The organism is Cryobacterium inferilacus, assembly GCF_019599185.1.
Lineage (GTDB): Bacteria > Actinomycetota > Actinomycetes > Actinomycetales > Microbacteriaceae > Cryobacterium > Cryobacterium inferilacus.
On the sequence record NZ_JAIEUL010000003.1, the window covers coordinates 260,259 to 277,515 of the forward strand.

The 17,257-nt window shown below is 67.5% G+C and carries 20 protein-coding genes and 1 tRNA gene; 8 read left to right on the top strand and 13 right to left on the bottom strand.

The genetic code is table 11. The annotated features are described in order from the left end of the window. The first annotated feature begins 173 nt into the window (after positions 1 to 173). From K2F54_RS04655 to K2F54_RS04670, 4 genes are read left to right on the top strand one after another with little or no spacing between them, the layout of a single operon-like run. Positions 174 to 461 (top strand): DUF1905 domain-containing protein, encoded by a 288-nt coding sequence (locus tag K2F54_RS04655; RefSeq protein WP_220604684.1) that lies wholly within the window; start codon positions 174 to 176, stop codon positions 459 to 461. 11 nt (positions 462 to 472) lie between these two features. Further along, positions 473 to 760 carry a hypothetical protein gene (locus tag K2F54_RS04660; RefSeq protein ID WP_220604685.1) on the top strand — a complete coding sequence of 96 codons (288 nt, stop codon included), beginning with the start codon at positions 473 to 475 and terminating at the stop codon, positions 758 to 760. A gap of 44 nt (positions 761 to 804) precedes the next feature. Then, positions 805 to 1,611 (top strand): alpha/beta fold hydrolase, encoded by an 807-nt coding sequence (locus K2F54_RS04665; RefSeq protein ID WP_220604686.1) that lies wholly within the window; start codon positions 805 to 807, stop codon positions 1,609 to 1,611. Continuing rightward, positions 1,601 to 2,242, top strand: a complete 642-nt coding sequence (locus tag K2F54_RS04670; RefSeq protein WP_220604687.1) for a 2'-5' RNA ligase family protein — start codon at positions 1,601 to 1,603, stop codon at positions 2,240 to 2,242. The genes K2F54_RS04665 and K2F54_RS04670 overlap by 11 nt, the downstream gene beginning before the upstream one ends. A gap of 27 nt (positions 2,243 to 2,269) precedes the next feature. On the opposite strand, the gene K2F54_RS04675 is transcribed toward K2F54_RS04670, so the two are convergent. From K2F54_RS04675 to nrdD, 3 genes are all read right to left on the bottom strand, one after another. Beyond that, a complete protein-coding gene (locus K2F54_RS04675) occupies positions 2,270 to 3,523 on the bottom strand; it encodes an endo-1,4-beta-xylanase (protein WP_308287514.1) in 1,254 nt (417 codons plus the stop codon). A 133-nt stretch (positions 3,524 to 3,656) separates the two neighbouring features. Beyond that, positions 3,657 to 4,259 carry an anaerobic ribonucleoside-triphosphate reductase activating protein gene (gene nrdG, locus K2F54_RS04680; RefSeq protein ID WP_220604688.1) on the bottom strand — a complete coding sequence of 201 codons (603 nt, stop codon included), beginning with the start codon at positions 4,257 to 4,259 and terminating at the stop codon, positions 3,657 to 3,659. 1 nt (position 4,260) lies between these two features. Further along, positions 4,261 to 6,516 carry an anaerobic ribonucleoside-triphosphate reductase gene (gene nrdD / locus K2F54_RS04685; RefSeq protein WP_308287515.1) on the bottom strand — a complete coding sequence of 752 codons (2,256 nt, stop codon included), beginning with the start codon at positions 6,514 to 6,516 and terminating at the stop codon, positions 4,261 to 4,263. A 382-nt stretch (positions 6,517 to 6,898) separates the two neighbouring features. Between nrdD and K2F54_RS04690 the strand changes: the two genes are divergently transcribed. Beyond that, positions 6,899 to 8,584, top strand: coding sequence for a ribonuclease J (locus K2F54_RS04690; protein WP_255576681.1), 1,686 nt, complete (start codon positions 6,899 to 6,901; stop codon positions 8,582 to 8,584). A gap of 59 nt (positions 8,585 to 8,643) precedes the next feature. On the opposite strand, the gene K2F54_RS04695 is transcribed toward K2F54_RS04690, so the two are convergent. The 4 genes from K2F54_RS04695 to K2F54_RS04710 form a co-directional block, all read right to left on the bottom strand. After that, positions 8,644 to 9,054, bottom strand: coding sequence for a GNAT family N-acetyltransferase (locus tag K2F54_RS04695; protein ID WP_220604690.1), 411 nt, complete (start codon positions 9,052 to 9,054; stop codon positions 8,644 to 8,646). A gap of 123 nt (positions 9,055 to 9,177) precedes the next feature. Further along, the gene (locus K2F54_RS04700) at positions 9,178 to 9,699 is read right to left on the bottom strand and encodes a hypothetical protein (protein ID WP_220604691.1); all 522 of its coding nucleotides are present in this window, start codon (positions 9,697 to 9,699) and stop codon (positions 9,178 to 9,180) included. A 115-nt stretch (positions 9,700 to 9,814) separates the two neighbouring features. Further along, on the bottom strand, positions 9,815 to 10,405 hold the full coding sequence (gene dcd / locus K2F54_RS04705) for a dCTP deaminase (protein WP_220604692.1): 591 nt from the start codon (positions 10,403 to 10,405) through the stop codon (positions 9,815 to 9,817). Between the two features lie 71 nt (positions 10,406 to 10,476). Continuing rightward, entirely contained in the window at positions 10,477 to 10,959 is a 483-nt protein-coding gene (locus K2F54_RS04710) for a DUF1801 domain-containing protein (protein ID WP_220604693.1), read from the bottom strand. A gap of 154 nt (positions 10,960 to 11,113) precedes the next feature. Here K2F54_RS04710 and K2F54_RS04715 point away from each other — a divergent pair, with 154 nt between their 5' ends. The 3 genes from K2F54_RS04715 to K2F54_RS04725 all read left to right on the top strand — a co-directional run bounded on the left by K2F54_RS04715 (position 11,114) and on the right by K2F54_RS04725 (position 12,144). After that, positions 11,114 to 11,557, top strand: a complete 444-nt coding sequence (locus K2F54_RS04715; protein ID WP_220604694.1) for a helix-turn-helix transcriptional regulator — start codon at positions 11,114 to 11,116, stop codon at positions 11,555 to 11,557. Positions 11,558 to 11,562: 5 nt separating this feature from the next. Continuing rightward, the gene (locus K2F54_RS04720; RefSeq protein WP_220604695.1) at positions 11,563 to 11,973 is read left to right on the top strand and encodes a VOC family protein; all 411 of its coding nucleotides are present in this window, start codon (positions 11,563 to 11,565) and stop codon (positions 11,971 to 11,973) included. A gap of 97 nt (positions 11,974 to 12,070) precedes the next feature. Further along, a tRNA-Gly gene (locus tag K2F54_RS04725) sits at positions 12,071 to 12,144 on the top strand. Positions 12,145 to 12,200: 56 nt separating this feature from the next. Here the strand turns inward: K2F54_RS04725 and K2F54_RS04730 are convergent. The 6 genes from K2F54_RS04730 to K2F54_RS04755 form a co-directional block, all read right to left on the bottom strand. Continuing rightward, entirely contained in the window at positions 12,201 to 12,557 is a 357-nt protein-coding gene (locus tag K2F54_RS04730; protein WP_220604696.1) for a hypothetical protein, read from the bottom strand. Between the two features lie 14 nt (positions 12,558 to 12,571). After that, positions 12,572 to 13,939, bottom strand: a complete 1,368-nt coding sequence (locus K2F54_RS04735) for a glucose-6-phosphate dehydrogenase (protein ID WP_220604697.1) — start codon at positions 13,937 to 13,939, stop codon at positions 12,572 to 12,574. 48 nt (positions 13,940 to 13,987) lie between these two features. Then, the gene (locus K2F54_RS04740) at positions 13,988 to 14,641 is read right to left on the bottom strand and encodes a GPP34 family phosphoprotein (protein ID WP_220604698.1); all 654 of its coding nucleotides are present in this window, start codon (positions 14,639 to 14,641) and stop codon (positions 13,988 to 13,990) included. A gap of 126 nt (positions 14,642 to 14,767) precedes the next feature. After that, the gene (locus K2F54_RS04745) at positions 14,768 to 15,343 is read right to left on the bottom strand and encodes a M15 family metallopeptidase (protein WP_220604699.1); all 576 of its coding nucleotides are present in this window, start codon (positions 15,341 to 15,343) and stop codon (positions 14,768 to 14,770) included. Positions 15,344 to 15,464: 121 nt separating this feature from the next. Beyond that, positions 15,465 to 16,571, bottom strand: a complete 1,107-nt coding sequence (locus tag K2F54_RS04750; RefSeq protein ID WP_220604700.1) for a sensor histidine kinase — start codon at positions 16,569 to 16,571, stop codon at positions 15,465 to 15,467. Continuing rightward, complete coding sequence (locus K2F54_RS04755) at positions 16,568 to 17,254, bottom strand: response regulator transcription factor (protein WP_220604701.1); 687 nt, start codon at positions 17,252 to 17,254, stop codon at positions 16,568 to 16,570. The genes K2F54_RS04750 and K2F54_RS04755 overlap by 4 nt, the downstream gene beginning before the upstream one ends. Between the last annotated feature and the right edge of the window lie 3 nt (positions 17,255 to 17,257).

The following is a 17,257-nucleotide window of genomic DNA, read 5'->3' on the forward strand; positions in this document are numbered from 1 at the left end:
CCGGCGAGGCAGTCATGATTCCCGTTACGATCCCGATGAAGTCCAGTTTGAGCGTCATGCCATCACCGTAAGAGACTCTGACCAGATGGGCACCCCCTACTGGGATGAGCCACGGGCGGCCGATACTGTGAACGGATGGCCCATCCCAGGCGTGTCGATTGGAGATCCTTGTCATGAGCACCGCGAAAGGCCCGATGCAGTTTTCCTTCACCGCTCCCATTGGAGTGCTGGTGAAAGGGGAGATGTGGTCGTGTGTCGAGGTCCCCGGCTCGGTGGAGCTGTTCGGCACCGGGAAGGCCGTCCGGGTGGTCGCGCAGGTGGATGACCAGCCGGTGACCGCGGGGCTGATGCCCACCGGATCGGGTGGCCACATGCTTTCGATCAGCGCCAAGCTCCGCACGAAGCTCGGCAAAGAGGCCGGGGACGACGTCACCGTGCAGCTGTCAGAACGATTGACCTGAGGAGACGTCCAGTGGCTGCCAGCGAGAAGCTCGCCCGGGCTCAGACCGAGCTCGCCGACATCAACGTGCGAATCGACAACCACCCACTCAACAGCAACCCGATGATGGATGCTCGCGCGGTTGTTGCCGAGCATCGCGACGCGGGCAAGGACGCCGTCGAGGTCGCCCTCGCCGACCAAGCGCTGCCCAGTGCGGCCGAGCAGGGCAAGGCCCTTGTGCGCGGCGTCACCTCGCTGTGGTGGCTGAACCTCCGGCGCGTTCGTCTCGAAGACCGAATCAGCAGGCTCGAACGCTTGTGACGTTCCGGCAGAGCCGTGCTCGACCAGGATTCCCGACACCTGAGATGAAGATCAGACGAGGCTCGATCGAGCTCCACATCACAGACACCGCAGGCTCTGGGCATCCGGTCGTGATCCTTCACGGTCTGGCGGGCAGCAGCACCGAGCTGGCGGCGACGGCCGCGGCCCTCGGCGATCACCGAGTGGTCACGCTTGACGCGCGAGGGCACGGTCGGAGCACGCGATTTCCTGATGACGTGTCGCGGGAGGCCCATGTGGCTGACGTGGTGTTCGTGATCGAGTCGGTGCTCGGGAGACCCGTTTCCCTGGTCGGCCAGTCCATGGGCGGCCACACCGCCCTGCTCGTCGCGAGTGCACGGCCCGATCTGGTGGAACGGCTCGTTCTCCTGGAAGCCGGTGTCGGCGGGGATGGCGATGATCGAAGCCGAAGTGACCTGCATCGTTTCTTCACCTCCTGGCCGGCACCGTTCGTTGACGAAACGCACGCACGCGCATTCCTCGGTGACTCCTCTCTTGCACGCGCCTGGATGGCCGATCTCGAGGTGCGGCCGGATGGGCTGTGGCCGCGCTTCGATCCCGACGTCATGGTCGCCACCATCGCTCACGTCGACGCTCACCCACGCTGGCAGGAGTGGTGCAGCCTCGACGTCCCCTCCCTCGCTGTCTTCGGTGCCGAGGGGATGTTCTCCGCGGCAGTGAAGGATGAGTTCGTGTCCCGTGGTCGCCACGTTCAACGGGTCGACCTCGACGGAGGAAGTCATGACGCCCATCTCGACGCCTTCCCCCAGTGGATAGATGCACTCAAGGCTTTTCTCGCGCCGGCTCACGGGACGGAGCACCATGACAGCTGACCCTGGTCACGATGGCATCGAACTGCGAAATCACTGGTGGTGGCGGCCCGGGTGGCAGCTCGGCACACGGTATTACACCTGGCATCTCACCTTTCCGGCTGAGCCGCCGTTCCGTCGACTCGTCGGCTCGTACCAACACACGCTTTCCGGGTTTGCCCAGTTGGATGCGGTGCCGATGGAGTGGCTGCACCTGACCCTGGTTGGCGTGGGTGACGCCACGGCCGTCACCCATGCGCAGGTGTGCCGCATCGCGGATCGGGTGCGGCGAGAGGCCGCGGTGCTGCCTCCGGTCGCGCTAACGTTTCAGCGTGCGGTCGTCCTGAACGAAGCGGTCGCGCTCGTGGCTGAGCCGAATGAGTCACTGGCGGACCTGCGGCGGATGCTGACCGCGGTGGTCAGCGAATCGCTCCCAGCCGCGCCGGCACCAGCCGTTGCCCCACGTGCGTTCGTGCCTCACGTCAGCGTGGCTTACGTCAACGCGGACTCCGCCGGGCTGCACGTTTCCCGCGCCGTCGACCAGACGCCGACGCCGGCCGCCGTCGCGGTCTCGCCGCTGCTCTCCCTCATCGAACTGCACCGGGACAACCGGCAGTACGAGTGGCGCACCATCGAGGACATCCCGTTGGGCTAGATCAGCCCCTGCGCCAGCGTGCCTCGGTCACCGGCTGATTTCGACGGTCGCCGAACCGGCCCCGGCAACCAGTTCCACCTCGGCAACCCCGGCCAGGGTGCTGATTCGGTACTGCCCGGCGAAGCCGCGCACCGGCACGACGCCATCGGCGTCCGTGGTCATGCGCGTCTCGGGGTGCCACCACTCACCGCGCACCAGCGCCTGCAGCGCGTCGTAGGCGGGCTTCTTGCTGCCGTCCCGGCGGATCAGCCCCGACGGCGCCCCGAGCCAGGCCCCGTGATCGGTGATGCCCCAATAGGTCAGCGACTCGACCGCGGGGTGGGACACCACCGTGCGGTAGTGCCGCACGATCTCGTCGGCCTGGCGGGCCTCCCCCTCTGGCGTCGACGGCCACGACTCCGGCTGGAAGTCGTTGAGGTCAACGATCTCCGGGGGCATCAGCTCGCCCGACAGCAGCGTCGTTTCGGTCAGCTGTAGCGGCAGCCCGAACCGGGCGAACCTCTCGAGGATCCCCCACACCTGCTCCTCGCCCCGATAACCCTGATGCATGTGGGTCTGCAGGCCGATGGCGTCGATGCGGATGCCCGCCGTCAGGCAGTCCTCGATCAACCTCTCGTAATCGGCGGAGAGGTCGAAATCGTTGAGAACCAGCCGGGCGGTCGGGTTCGCGGCCCGCGCCTCCTCGAAGGCCAGCCGTACCATGCCCACCTGGCCCCGGCGCTGGGCGAGCCGGGTCACGGCGTTGTCCTCCGCGGTGAAGACCGGCAGGATCACGACCTCGTTGATCGCGTCCCACAGGTCCACAACACCGGCGAAGTCGGTGACGTCTCGGCGGATGCGCTGGCGAATGGCCGCTTCAACCTCCGCGTCGTCGAGGTCGAGCAGCCATTCCGGCGCCAGGGTGTGCCAGAGCAGGGGGTGGCCCTTCACGGTCACACCTCGGTCGGTGAACCACTCGGCGGTGCGGCGCAACCGCGTCGTGTCGGGGTGGCCGCGCTCCGGCTCGAAGCCGCGCCAGTAGAAGGGCAGGGTCATGGTGTTGAACAGGCCGAGCCAGTCTTCGGCGAGCGCGGCCGGGTCCGGCGGTGCGTCAGGCGACCCAGGCACCGCGCCCGATGCCGCAGGCCCGCCGAGCCAGTCGATGAAGTCGAAGCCGATGTTGCCGAACCCGAACGCGTGCCGGGTCTGCTCCACGAACACCTCCGCATCGGCAAGTGGCCGCCCCAACGAATCGACCAGCCTGACGCGGGCATCGGCAAGGCGGTGGGTGAGTTCAGGCACGGCGGCGTCCTTCGGTACGGGGGGGATCTCCCTGAAACCTACCGGCCGGTGCCCGATCAGCCCAGACTTTTCGTCGCACTTTCGATTGGGTTGCGCTGCCGCCCACGGCTACCTTCGCGCGCGGCGCGAGCCGCTAAATCAGGGCCTGCTTCTCGAGCTGCTCGTAGCCGCGGGTGGCGTCGACCCTGGCCGCCCAGAGCACGGTCCGCCCGGCGGCCAGGGACTTCGGCACGTCGATGATGCGCTGGTTGCTGCTGCCCCGAAACTGCAGCCGCAGGTCTTTCAGCGTCTCGTCGAACGGGCCGTCGACGAGCACGTCGATCAGGCCGAGCAGCTCGAGCTTGTCTGGGCTGTCCTGCAGCAGCTCCTCGAAGATGTAGCCGGTCCACGACCAGATGTCCTTCGTCGCGCCGAGTTCCGCGCGCACCCGGCGCACCAGCGACAGACAGACCCCGGTGTTCACGAACGGTTCGCCGCCGAGCAGGGTGAGCCCCTGCACGTACGGTTGGGCCAGGTCGGCGAGGATCCGGTCTTCGAGCTCGGCCGTGTACGGGGTACCGTACCGAAAGTTCCAGGTGGCCCGGTTGAAGCAGCCCTCGCAGGCGAACAGGCATCCGCTCACGTAGAGGCTGCAGCGCACGCCCTCACCGTCGACGAACATGAACGGCTTGTAGTCGCCCACGAAGCCCTGGCTGAGCTTGTCGGAGAGCCATTCGCCTGGGTCCGGATGGCGCATGTCAGAGCGAGCCGCTGCTGCCGGTGGCACCGGCCATGTGCTTCACCCTGGAGACGATCTCCTGGTGGCGGCCGTGCACCATCGGGCGGGCCTGCGGGTTGCCGAGGTAGCCGCAGGTGCGCTTGACCACGTCGCAGCTGGCCGGGTCGTCGTTGCCGCAGTCGGGGCAGGCGAAACCCCGGTCGGTGGGGGTGAAGTCGCCGGCGAAGTCGCATTTGTAGCAACGGTCGATCGGGGTGTTGGTGCCCAGGTAGCCCACCCGGTCGTAGGCGTAGTCCCAGACCGCCTCGAGCGCCTTGGGGTTCTGCTGCAGCACCGGGTACTCGCAGTAGTGAATGAAGCCGCCGGAGGAGAACACCGGGTAGTCCTTCTCGAAGTCGAGCTTCTCGAACGGGGTGGGGTTCTTGCGCACGTCGTAGTGGAAGCTGTTCGTGTAGTAATCCTTGTCGGTGATGTCCTCCACCGAGCCGAACTTCACCTTGTCCAACTTGGAGAACCGGTCGGTCAGGCTCTCGCTCGGGGTGGAGTAGACGCTGAACTGGTAGCCGTACTCGGCGCTCCACGCCTTGGTGTGCGCGTCGAGGGCCCTGAGGATGTCGAGGGTGAACGCCTTCGCGTCGGCGTCGCCCTCCCAGGCACCGCCGAAGAACGCCGCGGCCACCTCGTAGAGGCCGATGTAGCCCAGCGACACCGTGGAGCGGCCGTCCTTGAAGAGGGTGTCGACCGAGTCGGTGCGGGCCAGCTGCTGGCCGAACGCGCCGTAGACATAGAGGATCGGCGCGTTCGCGGGGGTCGCCTGTTTGCACCGTTCGATGCGGTAGACCAGGGCGTCGCGGGTGATCTGCAGGCGCTCCTCGAGGATGCTCCAGAACTTGGCCTGGTCGCCGGCGGCCTCCAGTGCGATGCGCGGCAGGTTCACCGTCACCACACCGAGGTTCATCCGGCCCTCGGAGACGTCATTGCCGTCGGCGTCGGTCCAGCCCTGCAGGAAGGAGCGGCACCCCATCGGCACCTTGAAGCTGCCGGTGATCTCGATGAGCTTGTCGTAGCTGAGCACGTCCGGGTACATCCGCTTGGTGGAGCACTCCAGCGCGAGCTGCTTGATGTCGTAGTTCGGGTCGCCCTCGACCAGGTTGAGGTCGCGCTTGAGCGTGAAGATCAGCTTGGGGAAGATCGCGGTGCGCTTCTCGCTGCCGAGGCCGTCGATGCGGATCTGCAGGATCGCCCGCTGAATCTCCCGTTCGAACCAGTCGGTGCCCAGGCCGAAGCCGAGCGACACGAACGGGGTCTGCCCGTTGGAGGTGAACAGTGTGTTGATCTCGTATTCGAGACTCTGCATCGCATCGTAGATGTCCTTGCGGGTCTTCTCCTCCGCGTACGCGCGGTGCTGGCTCTCGTCACCGATCCACCGTTTGGCGTCGGCGAGGTGCTTGGCGAAGTTGGCCCTGGCGTAGGGGGCCAGGAGCTCGTCCGTGCGGTTGGCGGAGCATCCGCCGTACTGGCTGGACGCCACATTCGCGATGATCTGCGAGATCTGCGCGGTGGCGGTCTGGATGGAGCGGGGCGGCTCCACGTCGGCGTTGCCGATGCGAAAACCCCGGCTGAGCATGCCGGCGAAGTCGATCAGGCAGCAGTTGGTCATCGGCGCGTACGGGCTGTAGTCCAGGTCGTGAAAGTGGATGTCGCCCTTCTGGTGCGCGTTGGACACGTGCGGGGGCAGCATCTTGTGGCCGATGGCCTTGCCCACGGCCCCGGCGGTGAGGTCTCGTTGGGTATTGAAGACGTCGCTGTCTTTGTTGGCGTTCTCGTTCACCACGCTCGAGTCTTTACTGAGCAGGTTGATGATCGAGTGGTTGATGTCGGTGGACTTGCTGCGAGCGAAGTCACGCTGGGCACGGTAGCCGATGTACTTCTCGGCCAGGCCGTACTCGTGGCTCTCGAGCAGCGCGTGCTCCACGATGTTCTGCACCTCGTAGATCTTGATATCGGTGGCGAAGCGGCCGGCGATCTCCCGGTTGACCGCGACGACGATGTCCACGATCGCGCGGTGCACCAGCGGCGTCATCTCGGTGTGAATCTCCACGGCAGCCTTGACCAGCGCCTCATACACCTTCGTATCGTCGAAGGGCACCCGGCGGCCGTCGCGTTTGACCACCTGGATGGGGCCGACCTCGGGGGCCTGCAGCGGCGTCGTCTGGTCGACGGCGTCGTCGCGGGTGGCGGTGGTCTGGGCCGGGGCGCTGATGGGGGATTTCACGCCTTCAGCATAGGGACGCCGAACCCGCACAATCCCTATATTTGGGTGCCTTTGGTCCCTAGCGCCGCTACATGTAGTGGCCAAGCGGCACGGATGGCCGGAATCACGCCACACAAAACTGCCCACGGTTCTGGTGCACATCTGTGCACCCGAACCGCGTCGGCGTGTCCGCACTGAGAGCTGCGCCCGGCACCGCGACGACCGGTCGGGCGGGCATCGCAGCCGCCCAGGGCGGGCCGGTGACAGTACCCTGACATGAGGGACGAAACGACCAGTAGGAACAGCTCAACATTCTGCGCATTCCTCAGCCTGCCCAGCGGCAGCAGGTCGCCCACACACTTTGCGTCACCCCCACCACCTCCCCACTAGAAACGAGTCTTTCTTGAAGCACGAACTTGACCTGTCCACCCCGCCGTCGCTGCCCAAACGCGGTCTGCGCGTCACCCCGCTGGGCGGCCTGGGCGAAATCGGCCGCAACATGACGGTCTTCGAGCACAAGGGCAAGCTGCTCATCGTGGACTGCGGCGTGCTCTTCCCCGAGGAGAACCAGCCCGGCATCAACGTGATCCTGCCCGACTTCTCCTCCATTCGCGGTCGCCTCAACGACATCGAGGCCATCGTGCTCACGCACGGCCACGAAGACCACATCGGCGGCGTCCCCTACCTGCTCCGCGAGCGCAAAGACATTCCCGTCATCGGCTCAGAGCTCACCCTGGCGTTCCTCAGCGCCAAGCTCGAAGAACATCGCATCGTGCCCAAGCTCATCGAGGTCGAAGAAGGCCAGCGCCGCACGATGGGCCCGTTCGACCTCGAGTTCCTCGCCGTGAACCACTCCATCCCCGACGGACTCGCCATCGCGATCCGCACCGAGGCCGGCCTGGTGCTGCACACCGGTGACTTCAAGATGGACCAGTTCCCCCTCGACAAGCGCCTCACCGACCTGCCCGGCTTCGCCCGGCTCGGTGACGAGGGCGTCGACCTGTTCCTGGTCGACTCCACCAACGCCGAGGTCCCCGGCTTCACCATGACGGAAGAAGACATCCGCCCCGCCATCGATGCGGTGTTCCGCACCGCCCCGCGCCGCATCATCGTCTCCAGCTTCGCCAGCCACGTGCACCGCATCCAGCAGGTCATCGACGCCGCCGTGCTGAACAAGCGCAAGGTGGCCTTCGTCGGCCGCTCGATGGTGCGCAATATGGGCATCGCCGAGAAGCTCGGCTTCCTGAACATCCCCAAGGGGGTGCTCGTCGACGCCAAGGCGCTCGAACGGATGAAGGACAACCAGGCCGTGCTCATCTGCACCGGCTCTCAGGGCGAGCCGATGGCCGCGCTGGCCCGCATGGCCAACCGCGAACACACCATCCAGATCGGCGAGGGCGATACCGTGCTGCTGGCCAGCTCGCTGATCCCCGGCAACGAGAACTCGATCTACCGGGTGATCAACGGCCTCACCCGCTGGGGCGCCAATGTCGTGCACAAGGGCAACGCCAAGGTGCACGTCTCCGGTCACGCCAGCGCCGGCGAGCTCGTCTACTGCTACAACCTGATCGAGCCCAAGAACGTGCTGCCCGTGCACGGCGAATGGCGCCACCTCAAGGCCAACGCCGACCTCGCCATCCGCACCGGTGTGCCCGCGGACCAGGTGCTCATCGTCGAAGACGGCATCGTCGTCGACCTCGTCGACGGTGTCGCCAAGGTCACCGGCCGAGTCGCGGCCGAGCTGGTCTTCGTCGACGGCATGACCGTCGGCGGCGAGGGAGCCGACAAGGCCCTCGCCGACCGGCTGCAGCTCTCCAACGACGGCGCCGTGACCATCCTGGGCATCCTCGACACCGATACCGGCAAACTGGCCGAGCCCGTCGAGTTCATCTCCCGCGGCTTCGTGCACGACTCCGAGTGGGTCGCCGGCGCCACCAAGGCCATCAACGACGCCATGGCCGTGGCCAACAAGTCGTCCAGAGTCGACGGCCGCGCGGCCGAAGAGATCTTCACCGCCAGCGTGTCCAGGTGGATGCAGCGCAAGTACCGCCGCATGCCCGTGATCACGTCGGTCGTCGTCGACGCCTGACCGGCGCGGACACAGCGAAGGGCCCGTTCAACTGAACGGGCCCTTCGCACGTGTTCGGGTCAGAGCGTGAGCGCTCCGATGGTCTCGCCGTACTGGGTCTGCCCCACGTCGGAGAAACCGATGTGGTGGAAGAACGCCTCGGGGCCTTCGGGGCCGGGCTCCCAGATGACGGTGATGCGACCCACGCCGCGGCTGCGGGCCTCTTCGGCGAGCGCGTTGGCGGCGAAGGCGCCCACGCCGGTGCCCTGAGCCTCGGCGGCAACGCTGATGCGCCACAGGCAGGCCCGGAACTCGTCGAGCTCGGCCTCTGGGTCGAAGTTGCCGTGGATGAAACCCACCACCACGTCGTCGGCCACCACCACGCGTTGCCAGGCCGTGGTGGGGTTGGTCGCCTCGGCGGCGACCGCATACGAGACCGGCTCGATGAACTGCTCCTGGCCGGGCTTCAGGCTCAGGCTGTTGGCAGCCACGATGTTGCTTGCGGAGAGTGGTTCCAGTCGCACGGTGTTCCTCGATTCGCTCAGGTGTCAGGCACAGGCTACCGGGTGCCCCTGGCCACCGCCCCTCGGCCGTTCCCGAACGGCCGGGTGGGGTCAGTGCACCCGCACGGCTTCGTTGTGTTCCACGAGGTGCCAGGTGGCGCCCTCGTCGTCGCTCACCCAGCCCTCCCAGGTGTAGCCCTCCTCGGTGATCGAGGTGAAGTTCCAGCGCACCGGGCGACCGTCGGTGCCGGTGCCGTCCTGGCGGAGCCCGTTGCGGTACGGGGTGGCCACGAGGTGGCAGTACTCCCCCATCGTCGGGGCGAAGTAGCTCACCCGCCAGGCGCCGGCGAAAGGGTCGTAGACCCGCACCGCAGTGGCGACGGTCTCGAAGCCAGACGGATGCGTACTGCTGGCCACGACCTCGACGTCTTGAACCGCACGTCCATCGAGGATGAACTGCACGATCCAGGTGAAGTCGCGTTCGGTCCACTCCCCAGTGGCCTCGTCGAGCCGGCTGCCGTGCGCCGCCCAGGTGCCAACGAGCTGGCCGAACCGGCGCATCCGCCCTGGGTATTCGGGGGTGGGGCCGTCGGCGATCAGCGCCTCGGCAAAGCGGGACTCTGAGTCGGTCATGCCCCGATTTTACCGCCCAGGGGTATCCCCACGTAACGTCCGCGTGAACACGGTGTTCCACCTGCCGCCGACCGCGCGTCGAGCGGCAACACCAGCGCCCGACGGGGCGCTGCTCTCAGGATTCGCGGGAGGAGGTGTTGGTGCGGTGAAAGTTCAGGTGCGATCGGGAGGCGGTGGGGCCGCGCTGGCCCTGGTAGCGGGAGCTGTATGCGGCCGAGCCATAGGGGTTCTCGGCCGAGGAGCTGAGCTGGAAGAAGCAGAGCTGGCCGATCTTCATGCCCGGCCAGAGCTTGATCGGCAGGGTGGCGACGTTGCTGAGCTCGAGGGTGACGTGCCCGGTGAAGCCCGGGTCGATGAACCCGGCGGTGGAGTGGGTGAGCAGGCCGAGCCGGCCCAGCGAGCTCTTGCCCTCGAGTCGGGCGGCGATGTCGTCTGGCAGGGTGACGGCCTCGAAGGTGGCGCCGAGCACGAATTCGCCCGGGTGCAGGATGAACGGCTCGTCGTCCTTGGCCTCGATCAGCCGGGTGAGTTCGGGCTGGTCCTCGGCGGGGTCGATGAACGGATACTTGTGGTTGTCGAACAACCGGAAGAACCGGTCCAACCGCACGTCGATGCTCGACGGCTGGATCATCTCCGGTTCGTAGGGCGAAAGCGCAATGCGCTCAGCGTCGATCTGGGCCTTGATGTCACGATCCGAGAGAAGCACGGTGCCAGCCTATCGGCGCAATGTTCCCCGATGGGCGGGGAAGCGGCATCCGGTGCTCGTGGATATGGCGATCAGGAGACGGCCTTTCGGACCAGTGCGGAGATGGTCGCCGCGCTCTCCTCGGTCAGTTCGCGCAGCGCGAAGGCGGTCACCCACATGCCGCCGTCGTCGTCGAGATTCGCGTCGGCGCTGAAACCGAGGGTCGAGTAGCGCTCCTTGTCGGTCTGGCCACTGCGGAAGAACACCACCACCTTGCCGCCCGCCCGCGACCAGCCCGGCTGACCGTAGTAGAGCTTGGGCAGCAGCTCAGGCGCGGCGGCCGTGATGATCTCGTGCAGCCGCTCGGCCATGCCGCGATCAGGCTGCGGGGTCTCGGCGATCTTCGCCATCATCGTCGCCTTGTCGGCGGCCGCCTTGTCCTCGGCGCGGCCGCGCTTCGCGTCGGCCTTGAGTTCGGCGGCACGGGCCTTCATCGCGGCGCGCTCCTCGGCGGAGAAACCGCCGTCTTTCGCACCGTCGTTGCGGGCCGTGCCGGTTGTCGTTGAGGTTGCCATGATTGGTCCTTTCGTGTGGTCGTGTCGGCTCTGTGGGGTTTACGCTAGCGCCGCCCGTTGCGGGTGCGCTTCTCGATTTCTGATCCGTTGGCTCCTCGCCGCGACCGTCCTATTCTGGACACCCAGAAACCTGCCCCTCCAGCTTGGAGTGCCGATGACCACCTCAACCCGCGAGCAACGCCTCAGCGATCTCGCTCTGTTGCGGCGGGTGCGCGATCGGATGGATCGCGAATTCGCGGCACCCCTCGATGTGGAGAACCTCGCCCGCGGCGTGCACCTGTCGGCCGGGCACCTCAGCCGCGAGTTCAAGCGCGCCTACGGGGAGTCGCCGTACCAATACCTGATGACGCGGCGCATCGAGCGGGCAATGACGTTGCTGCGCCGGGCAGAGCTGAGCGTCACCGAGGTGTGCTTCGCGGTCGGGTTTTCGTCGCTCGGCACCTTCAGCAGCCGCTTCACCGAGCTGGTGGGCACCCCGCCCAGTGTGTATCGCCGCTCCCCGAACGCGCCGGTCGGGTTGCCCGGATGCGTGACCAGGGAGATCACCCGACCGGTCAGGAATCGAGAAGCCCTGCGGCCCACCCCGCGCGTAGCGTGACTGCCATGAACATCACCATTCACTCAAGTTTCCTGCCCCACACCGACCCGGATGCCTCGCTGGCCTTCTACCGCGACGTCCTCGGTTTCGAGGTGCTCGGCGACGTCGGCTACGAGGCCATGCGCTGGATCACGGTGCGCCCGCCCGGCCAGTCCGGCGCAGCCATCGTGCTGGAACCGCCGGCGGCCGACCCAGGCGTGACCGACGAGGAGCGCACCACCATCGCCGAGATGATGGCGAAGGGCACCTATTCGGGTGTGCTCCTCGCGACCGACGACCTCGATGCCACGTTCGCACGGGTCGAGGCCGCGAACGCGGAGGTGGTGCAGGAGCCGATGGACCAGGACTGGGGCGTGCGCGACTGCGCCGTCCGTGACCCGGCCGGCAACCTGATCCGCATCCAGCAGAGCAGTTAGGCGCGCAGCGCCCGCGCGGATCCGTGCCGGTGCCCGTCTACCAGCGGAGTCTTGATAGGCTGGCACTCTTCCAGTGCAGCTTCGGCAGCCTGGATGCGCGGATGTAGTTCAATGGTAGAACTTCAGCTTCCCAAGCTGATAGCGCGGGTTCGATTCCCGTCATCCGCTCCAGACGCAGACAGAATGCCCCTCCACCCCTCGGGTCGGAGGGGTTTTTCGTGTCGCGATCACTCCGCGCGAAGCTCCTCCGGCGCGGGGAACGGCAGCCGATAGCTGTCGCTGTTGGCTCCGACCGCGGAGGCGGCGCCGTACTCATCAGCCACGACGGTGATCCCGTCGGGGCTCGCCTCGCTGATGCGCACCGGCCGCTCGGTGCCATCCGGCAGGCGCAGCAGATACCGGTCGGCGAGGAACCCGATCCCCAGCTCCTCCAGGATCTCCTCGGCCGCCAACCAGTCGACCGGTTCGGCCGTGACCCACCGGCCCAGGCGGTCAACCGGGCGAAAGCCCTCCCCCTCGGGCACAATCCAGCCCACGGGTTCGCGATCGTCGCGGCGATGTTCGATCCAGTGCTCCGGCAACATGATCGTGCGCTCGACTAGCGCCAACCGGCCGGCCCGGCGCTGCCGGCCGGGTACTCGTCCAGCGGCACGGCGCCAGACTTCCAGGCCTCGAGGATCGGGGTGAGGATCCGCCAGCACTCCTCGGCCACATCCGCACGCACCGAGATCGACGGGTCGCTGGTGAGGATGCCCGCGAGAACCTCGCCGTAGGCATCCAGCTGTCCGGCCCCGAGATCGGCTTCGAGCGACACCGTCTCGAGGGTGAAGGGGTCGCCCTCTCCGTTGACGTTGATGTCGAGCTTCATCCCGTTGGGGTCCAGCGCGATGTGCAGCCGGGTGGGTGCGGTCGGTCCGGAGAGCCCGATGGGGAGGTGCGGCACCGGCTTGAAGGTGACCACGATGTCCTTGCGGGTGTCATCGAGGGCCTTGCCAGAGCGCAACACGAACGGAACCCCGGCCCAGCGCCAGTTGTCGACGGCGAGGGTGATCTCGGCGAGGGTCTCGGTGCCCAGCGCAGGGTCGACGCCGTTCTCGTCCGCGTAGGCGGGCAGGTCGCGTCCGTCGATCGTGCCGGCCGTGTAACGGGCACGGCGCGCGACCAGCTGAGGCTCCCCAGGCCACAGGCGGGTGGCGCGCAGCGCCTGTGCCATCGCGCCGCGCAGGTCGTCGGAGTCGAGGGTCGACGGCGGTTCCATGGTGGCCAGGGCAAGCACCAGCAGCAGGTGACTCTGAATCATGTCGACGAGGGCGCCGGCCTTGTCGTAGTACCCGGCGCGGCTCTCCAGGCCGAGTTTCTCGTCGTAGTTGATCTCGATCTTCTCGACGTTGTCCGCATTCCAGTTCTGCTCGAAGATCCGGTTCGCGAAGCGCAGGCCGAGCAGGTTGAGCACCGTGGACTTGCCGAGGAAGTGGTCCACCCGGTGGATCCGCGACTCAGGCACGAGGCGCGAGACCAGGCGGTTGAGCGCCACGGCGCCATCCAGATCGGTGCCGAACGGCTTCTCCAGGGCGAGCGAGGTGCCCTCGGGCAGCTCGATGGTGTCCAGTGCCCGGCAACTGGCCTCGGTGACCGCCGGCGGCAGCGCGAAGTACAGGGCGGGCGATGTGGCGCATTCGCCGAGGATGCGGCGCAGGTCGTCGGCGTCGGTGGCGTCGGCAACGAAGTAGCGGCTGCGGGCGATGACCGATTCGGCGGCATCCGGGTCGGCCCCGCCCTTGGCGAATGCGGTGCGGAGCATCTCCTGCCAAGCGTCCGGCGAGAGCTCGATATTGCTCGCTCCGATCAGCTCCAGCTCGATGTCGCGGTCGGCCGCGAGAAGCTGGCCGAGTCCGGGGAGGAGCAAGCGAGTGCTCAGGTCTCCGCCGGCGCCGAAAATTACCAGGGTTTTACGGTGTGCAGCCATTGTTCGAACCTAGTCGAACGACCCAGGAAGAACCGACATTCGGCGCGGTCAGACCGCGGATCCGGTGGCGACGTACAGCGCGCTCAGGGCTCCGCGAGCGGTGATGCCGGCGTTCTCGGGGTAGTCGCCGAGCACCGGCGGGCGTCGCTGGCCGGGCTTGGGCGTGAAGCCGAATGCCGAGTGCTGCAGGATGTCCAACAGCACGGTGGCGCGCGGATCCGCGGCCGACGGCGCCTGGTCGATACTGGCCATCAGCTCGTCGCGCAGGGCCAGGTCCACAGGTTCGAGGTGGCTGCCGCGATCCCGCATGGTGCCGTTGGCGGTCAGCGACCCGCGGGCCACGAGGCTGGCGGTGGTCGCCTCCGACACCACGGCGCACAGACCGGCCACGGCGGCGTAGACCTTCCACGGCTTGCCCCGGGCCACGAACGCCTGCACCGCGGCATCCAGCGGCGCGCTGCCGGTGGCGGATGCATCCACCAGGGTGAGCTTGGCACCAGACGGCTGCCCGAAGCGGGACTTCGTGGCGACGAGTCGCCCCCGCAACGCCAGGTCGATGATCGCGGCGACCGCGATGTCCATCGCCCCGAACCGGAGGTGACCGCTGAGGGTGGGCAGGGCCAGTTGCAGCTCTTCGGGCAGGCTCAGGTCGGTAGTGGTGGTCCTGATATCGGCACTCGGTCGCACGAGGCAATCCGTCATGGCTGGCTCCTTCGGTGATTCCGGATGGCATATATGCGTTAGCCGGCATATGATGTAACGCAGCAGAGGTCTGACTATTCCCGATCTGGGGGCATCCCTCCATTTGGGCCGTCCACGACGCCCGGGTCAGCCGTGGGCGTTGGGCAGTTGCGGCGGGCATTCCCCGCCAGGCTCGGTCGCGAGCTCGAAGTGCCACATCTCGTTGGCGTAGGTCTGGCAGAGCCCGTAGTCGGCACCGTGTTGGCTGAGCCAGCTGTTCGCATCCGTGCGCCCGATGTCCACGGCCTCACCAGTGACGTGCCTGGACTCCTCCGGCGAGAGCACGAACTCCCCCGCCACCTCCGCGCTGCCGTACTCGATCACGGCCGTGTTGAAGAGCGCCTCCTGGTAGGCGGCGCTGCGCCATCCGCTCGTCACGACAAACTCGACGCCGTCGGCGATGGCGTCACGGGCCGCGCCCTGCATGGCCGTGCGCAGTTCGGGATCGAGCTTGGCGATGGCCGGCAGATCGTCGGCGAAGGGCGAGATGCCGTCGACCTCGTCGACCACGCCGTCCTCGACCCCCACCACGGTGTCGGGGGTGAAGAACGCTCCGGCAGCGGCGGCCTCGTCGCGGGATGGTGCGGTCACGATGATCAGGCCGATGGCCAGACCGCCCAGCGCCACCAGGCCGAGTATCGCGGCGGTTCTCTTCTTCAACACGGATGCGTCTCCTTCTTTCATGGAGACTTCAGTCCAGCAGGGGCGCCGTTGCCGGAGCGTTTCGACTTATCGATACGTTCGCGATATGCCCCGCGGCCGGGGCAGACCGGTCAGAGCCCGGTCACCGCGCGGGGTCGAGCGAGCCAGGGCCGGGGAGCCGCACGGTCACGTCGAGCCCGCCGGTCGGGCGAGCCCGGATGTCGAGCGCTGCGTCGTGCACGCCCGCCACCCGGGCCACGAGGGCGAGACCGAGCCCGCTGCCCACCGGAGCCTGGCCCTGGCCGGCCGATCGACTGCCGACGCGGCCGACTCCGCGGATGAACGGCTCCGTGAGTGTGCGCAGCAGCTCGGGGGCGACGACAGGTCCGGAGTTGCTGACGGTGAGTGCCACGCAGCCGTCGGGCAGGGTCTCGGTGCGCACCTCGAGCCAGCCATCCGACGCGGTGTTGTGACGGATACCGTTGAGGATGAGGTTGGCCGCCAGCTGGCGCACCAGGGTCGGACTTGCGTCGATGTCTCCCTCGCCGAGCACGCTGGAGATCGTGACCCCGGCCTCATCGGCGAGCGGGCGCAGTTCCCGAATGACGTCAGCCGCGGTTTCGGCCACGTCGACCGGGGCGCGTTCGAGGGCGTGCCCGGCGTCGATGGTCGCCAGAGCGAGCAGCGCCTCGACCACCTCGATGCCGCGCCGGTTGGTCTCATCCAACCGGTGCAGCAAGCGGTCCACGTCGATTCCCGTCGGATCGGCCAGGGCAACATCGAGCATCGACCGTTCGATCGCGTACGGGGTGCGCAGCTCGTGCGCGGCATTGGCGGCGAACCGGCGTTGTTCGTCGAACGAGCCCTGCAGCCGGTCGAGCATCGAGTCGAAGGTCTCGGCCAGCTCGCGGAACTCGTCGTGTGGGCCGCCGAGATGCACCCGATGATCGAGCGACCCCGCGGCGACGCGGCGGGCGACGCCGTTGATCTCCTGCAGCGGACGCAGCATCCGGTCGGCCAGAAACCAGCCGCCGCCGAACCCGATCAGCACGAGCACGAGGAGCACCTGCCAGGTGCGCGGCCAGAGCGCGGCCAGCAGGTCGCTGCGGCTGGGCACGAACGGGCCGCCGGTGTCGATGTTGCCGTCTGGCACGAACCGGAGGATGTAGAACACGAGGGCCATGAGCGCGATGCCGGCCACGAGGAGGAAGCCGGCGTAACTGAGGGTGAGCCGGAGGCGGGCGCTCATGAGCGGCCCGGGCCGGTGGCGTCCGCGACAGCCAACCGGTAGCCGACGCCGGCGACGGTGTGGATGAGCCACGGGTCGCCGAGGCGTTTGCGCAGCGAGGAGATGGTGATGCGCACGGCGTTTGTGAATGGGTCCGCGTTCTCGTCCCACGCCCGTTCGAGCAGCGTTTCGGCGCTCACCACGCCGCCGCGGGCCGCGAGCAGCACCTCGAGCACGGCGACCTGTTTGCGGGTGAGGGCCACGTAGCGCCCGTCGCGGTACACCTCACGCCGAAACGTGTCGAGCTTCAGGCCGGCGAACTCCTGCACCGGCGGGGCGCCCTCGCCCGGGCGACGGCCCAGCGCCCGCAGCCGCATCACCAGCTCGCGCAGCTCGAACGGTTTGGTCACGTAGTCGTCGGCGCCGATCTCGAAGCCGCGCACCTTCTCGTCGATCAGGTCGGCGGCGGTCAGCATCAGGATGCGGCAGGGCAGGCCGGCCGCGATGATCCAGCGGGCGACATCGTCGCCGTGGGTGCCGGGGATGTCGCGGTCGAGGATGACGGCGTCGTACTCGTTCACCGCCAGGTTCTCGAGCGCGGTGTCTCCGTCGCCGGCGATGTCCGAGGCGATCGCCTCGAGTCGGAGGCCGTCGCGGATCGCTTCGGCCAGGTAGAGCTCGTCTTCGACGATCAGTACGCGCATGCC

Coding starts and splice junctions, on each gene's coding strand:
- K2F54_RS04655 (WP_220604684.1), top strand. CDS start 174: ATGAGCACCGCGAAAGGCCCGATGCAGTTTTCCTTCACCGCTCCCATT.
- K2F54_RS04665 (WP_220604686.1), top strand. CDS start 805: ATGAAGATCAGACGAGGCTCGATCGAGCTCCACATCACAGACACCGCA.
- K2F54_RS04670 (WP_220604687.1), top strand. CDS start 1,601: ATGACAGCTGACCCTGGTCACGATGGCATCGAACTGCGAAATCACTGG.
- nrdG (WP_220604688.1), bottom strand. CDS start 4,259: ATGCGCCATCCGGACCCAGGCGAATGGCTCTCCGACAAGCTCAGCCAG.
- K2F54_RS04700 (WP_220604691.1), bottom strand. CDS start 9,699: ATGACCGACTCAGAGTCCCGCTTTGCCGAGGCGCTGATCGCCGACGGC.
- K2F54_RS04710 (WP_220604693.1), bottom strand. CDS start 10,959: ATGGCAACCTCAACGACAACCGGCACGGCCCGCAACGACGGTGCGAAA.
- K2F54_RS04715 (WP_220604694.1), top strand. CDS start 11,114: ATGACCACCTCAACCCGCGAGCAACGCCTCAGCGATCTCGCTCTGTTG.
- K2F54_RS04720 (WP_220604695.1), top strand. CDS start 11,563: ATGAACATCACCATTCACTCAAGTTTCCTGCCCCACACCGACCCGGAT.
- K2F54_RS04730 (WP_220604696.1), bottom strand. CDS start 12,557: ATGTTGCCGGAGCACTGGATCGAACATCGCCGCGACGATCGCGAACCC.
- K2F54_RS04735 (WP_220604697.1), bottom strand. CDS start 13,939: ATGGCTGCACACCGTAAAACCCTGGTAATTTTCGGCGCCGGCGGAGAC.
- K2F54_RS04740 (WP_220604698.1), bottom strand. CDS start 14,641: ATGACGGATTGCCTCGTGCGACCGAGTGCCGATATCAGGACCACCACT.
- K2F54_RS04750 (WP_220604700.1), bottom strand. CDS start 16,571: ATGAGCGCCCGCCTCCGGCTCACCCTCAGTTACGCCGGCTTCCTCCTC.
- K2F54_RS04755 (WP_220604701.1), bottom strand. CDS start 17,254: ATGCGCGTACTGATCGTCGAAGACGAGCTCTACCTGGCCGAAGCGATC.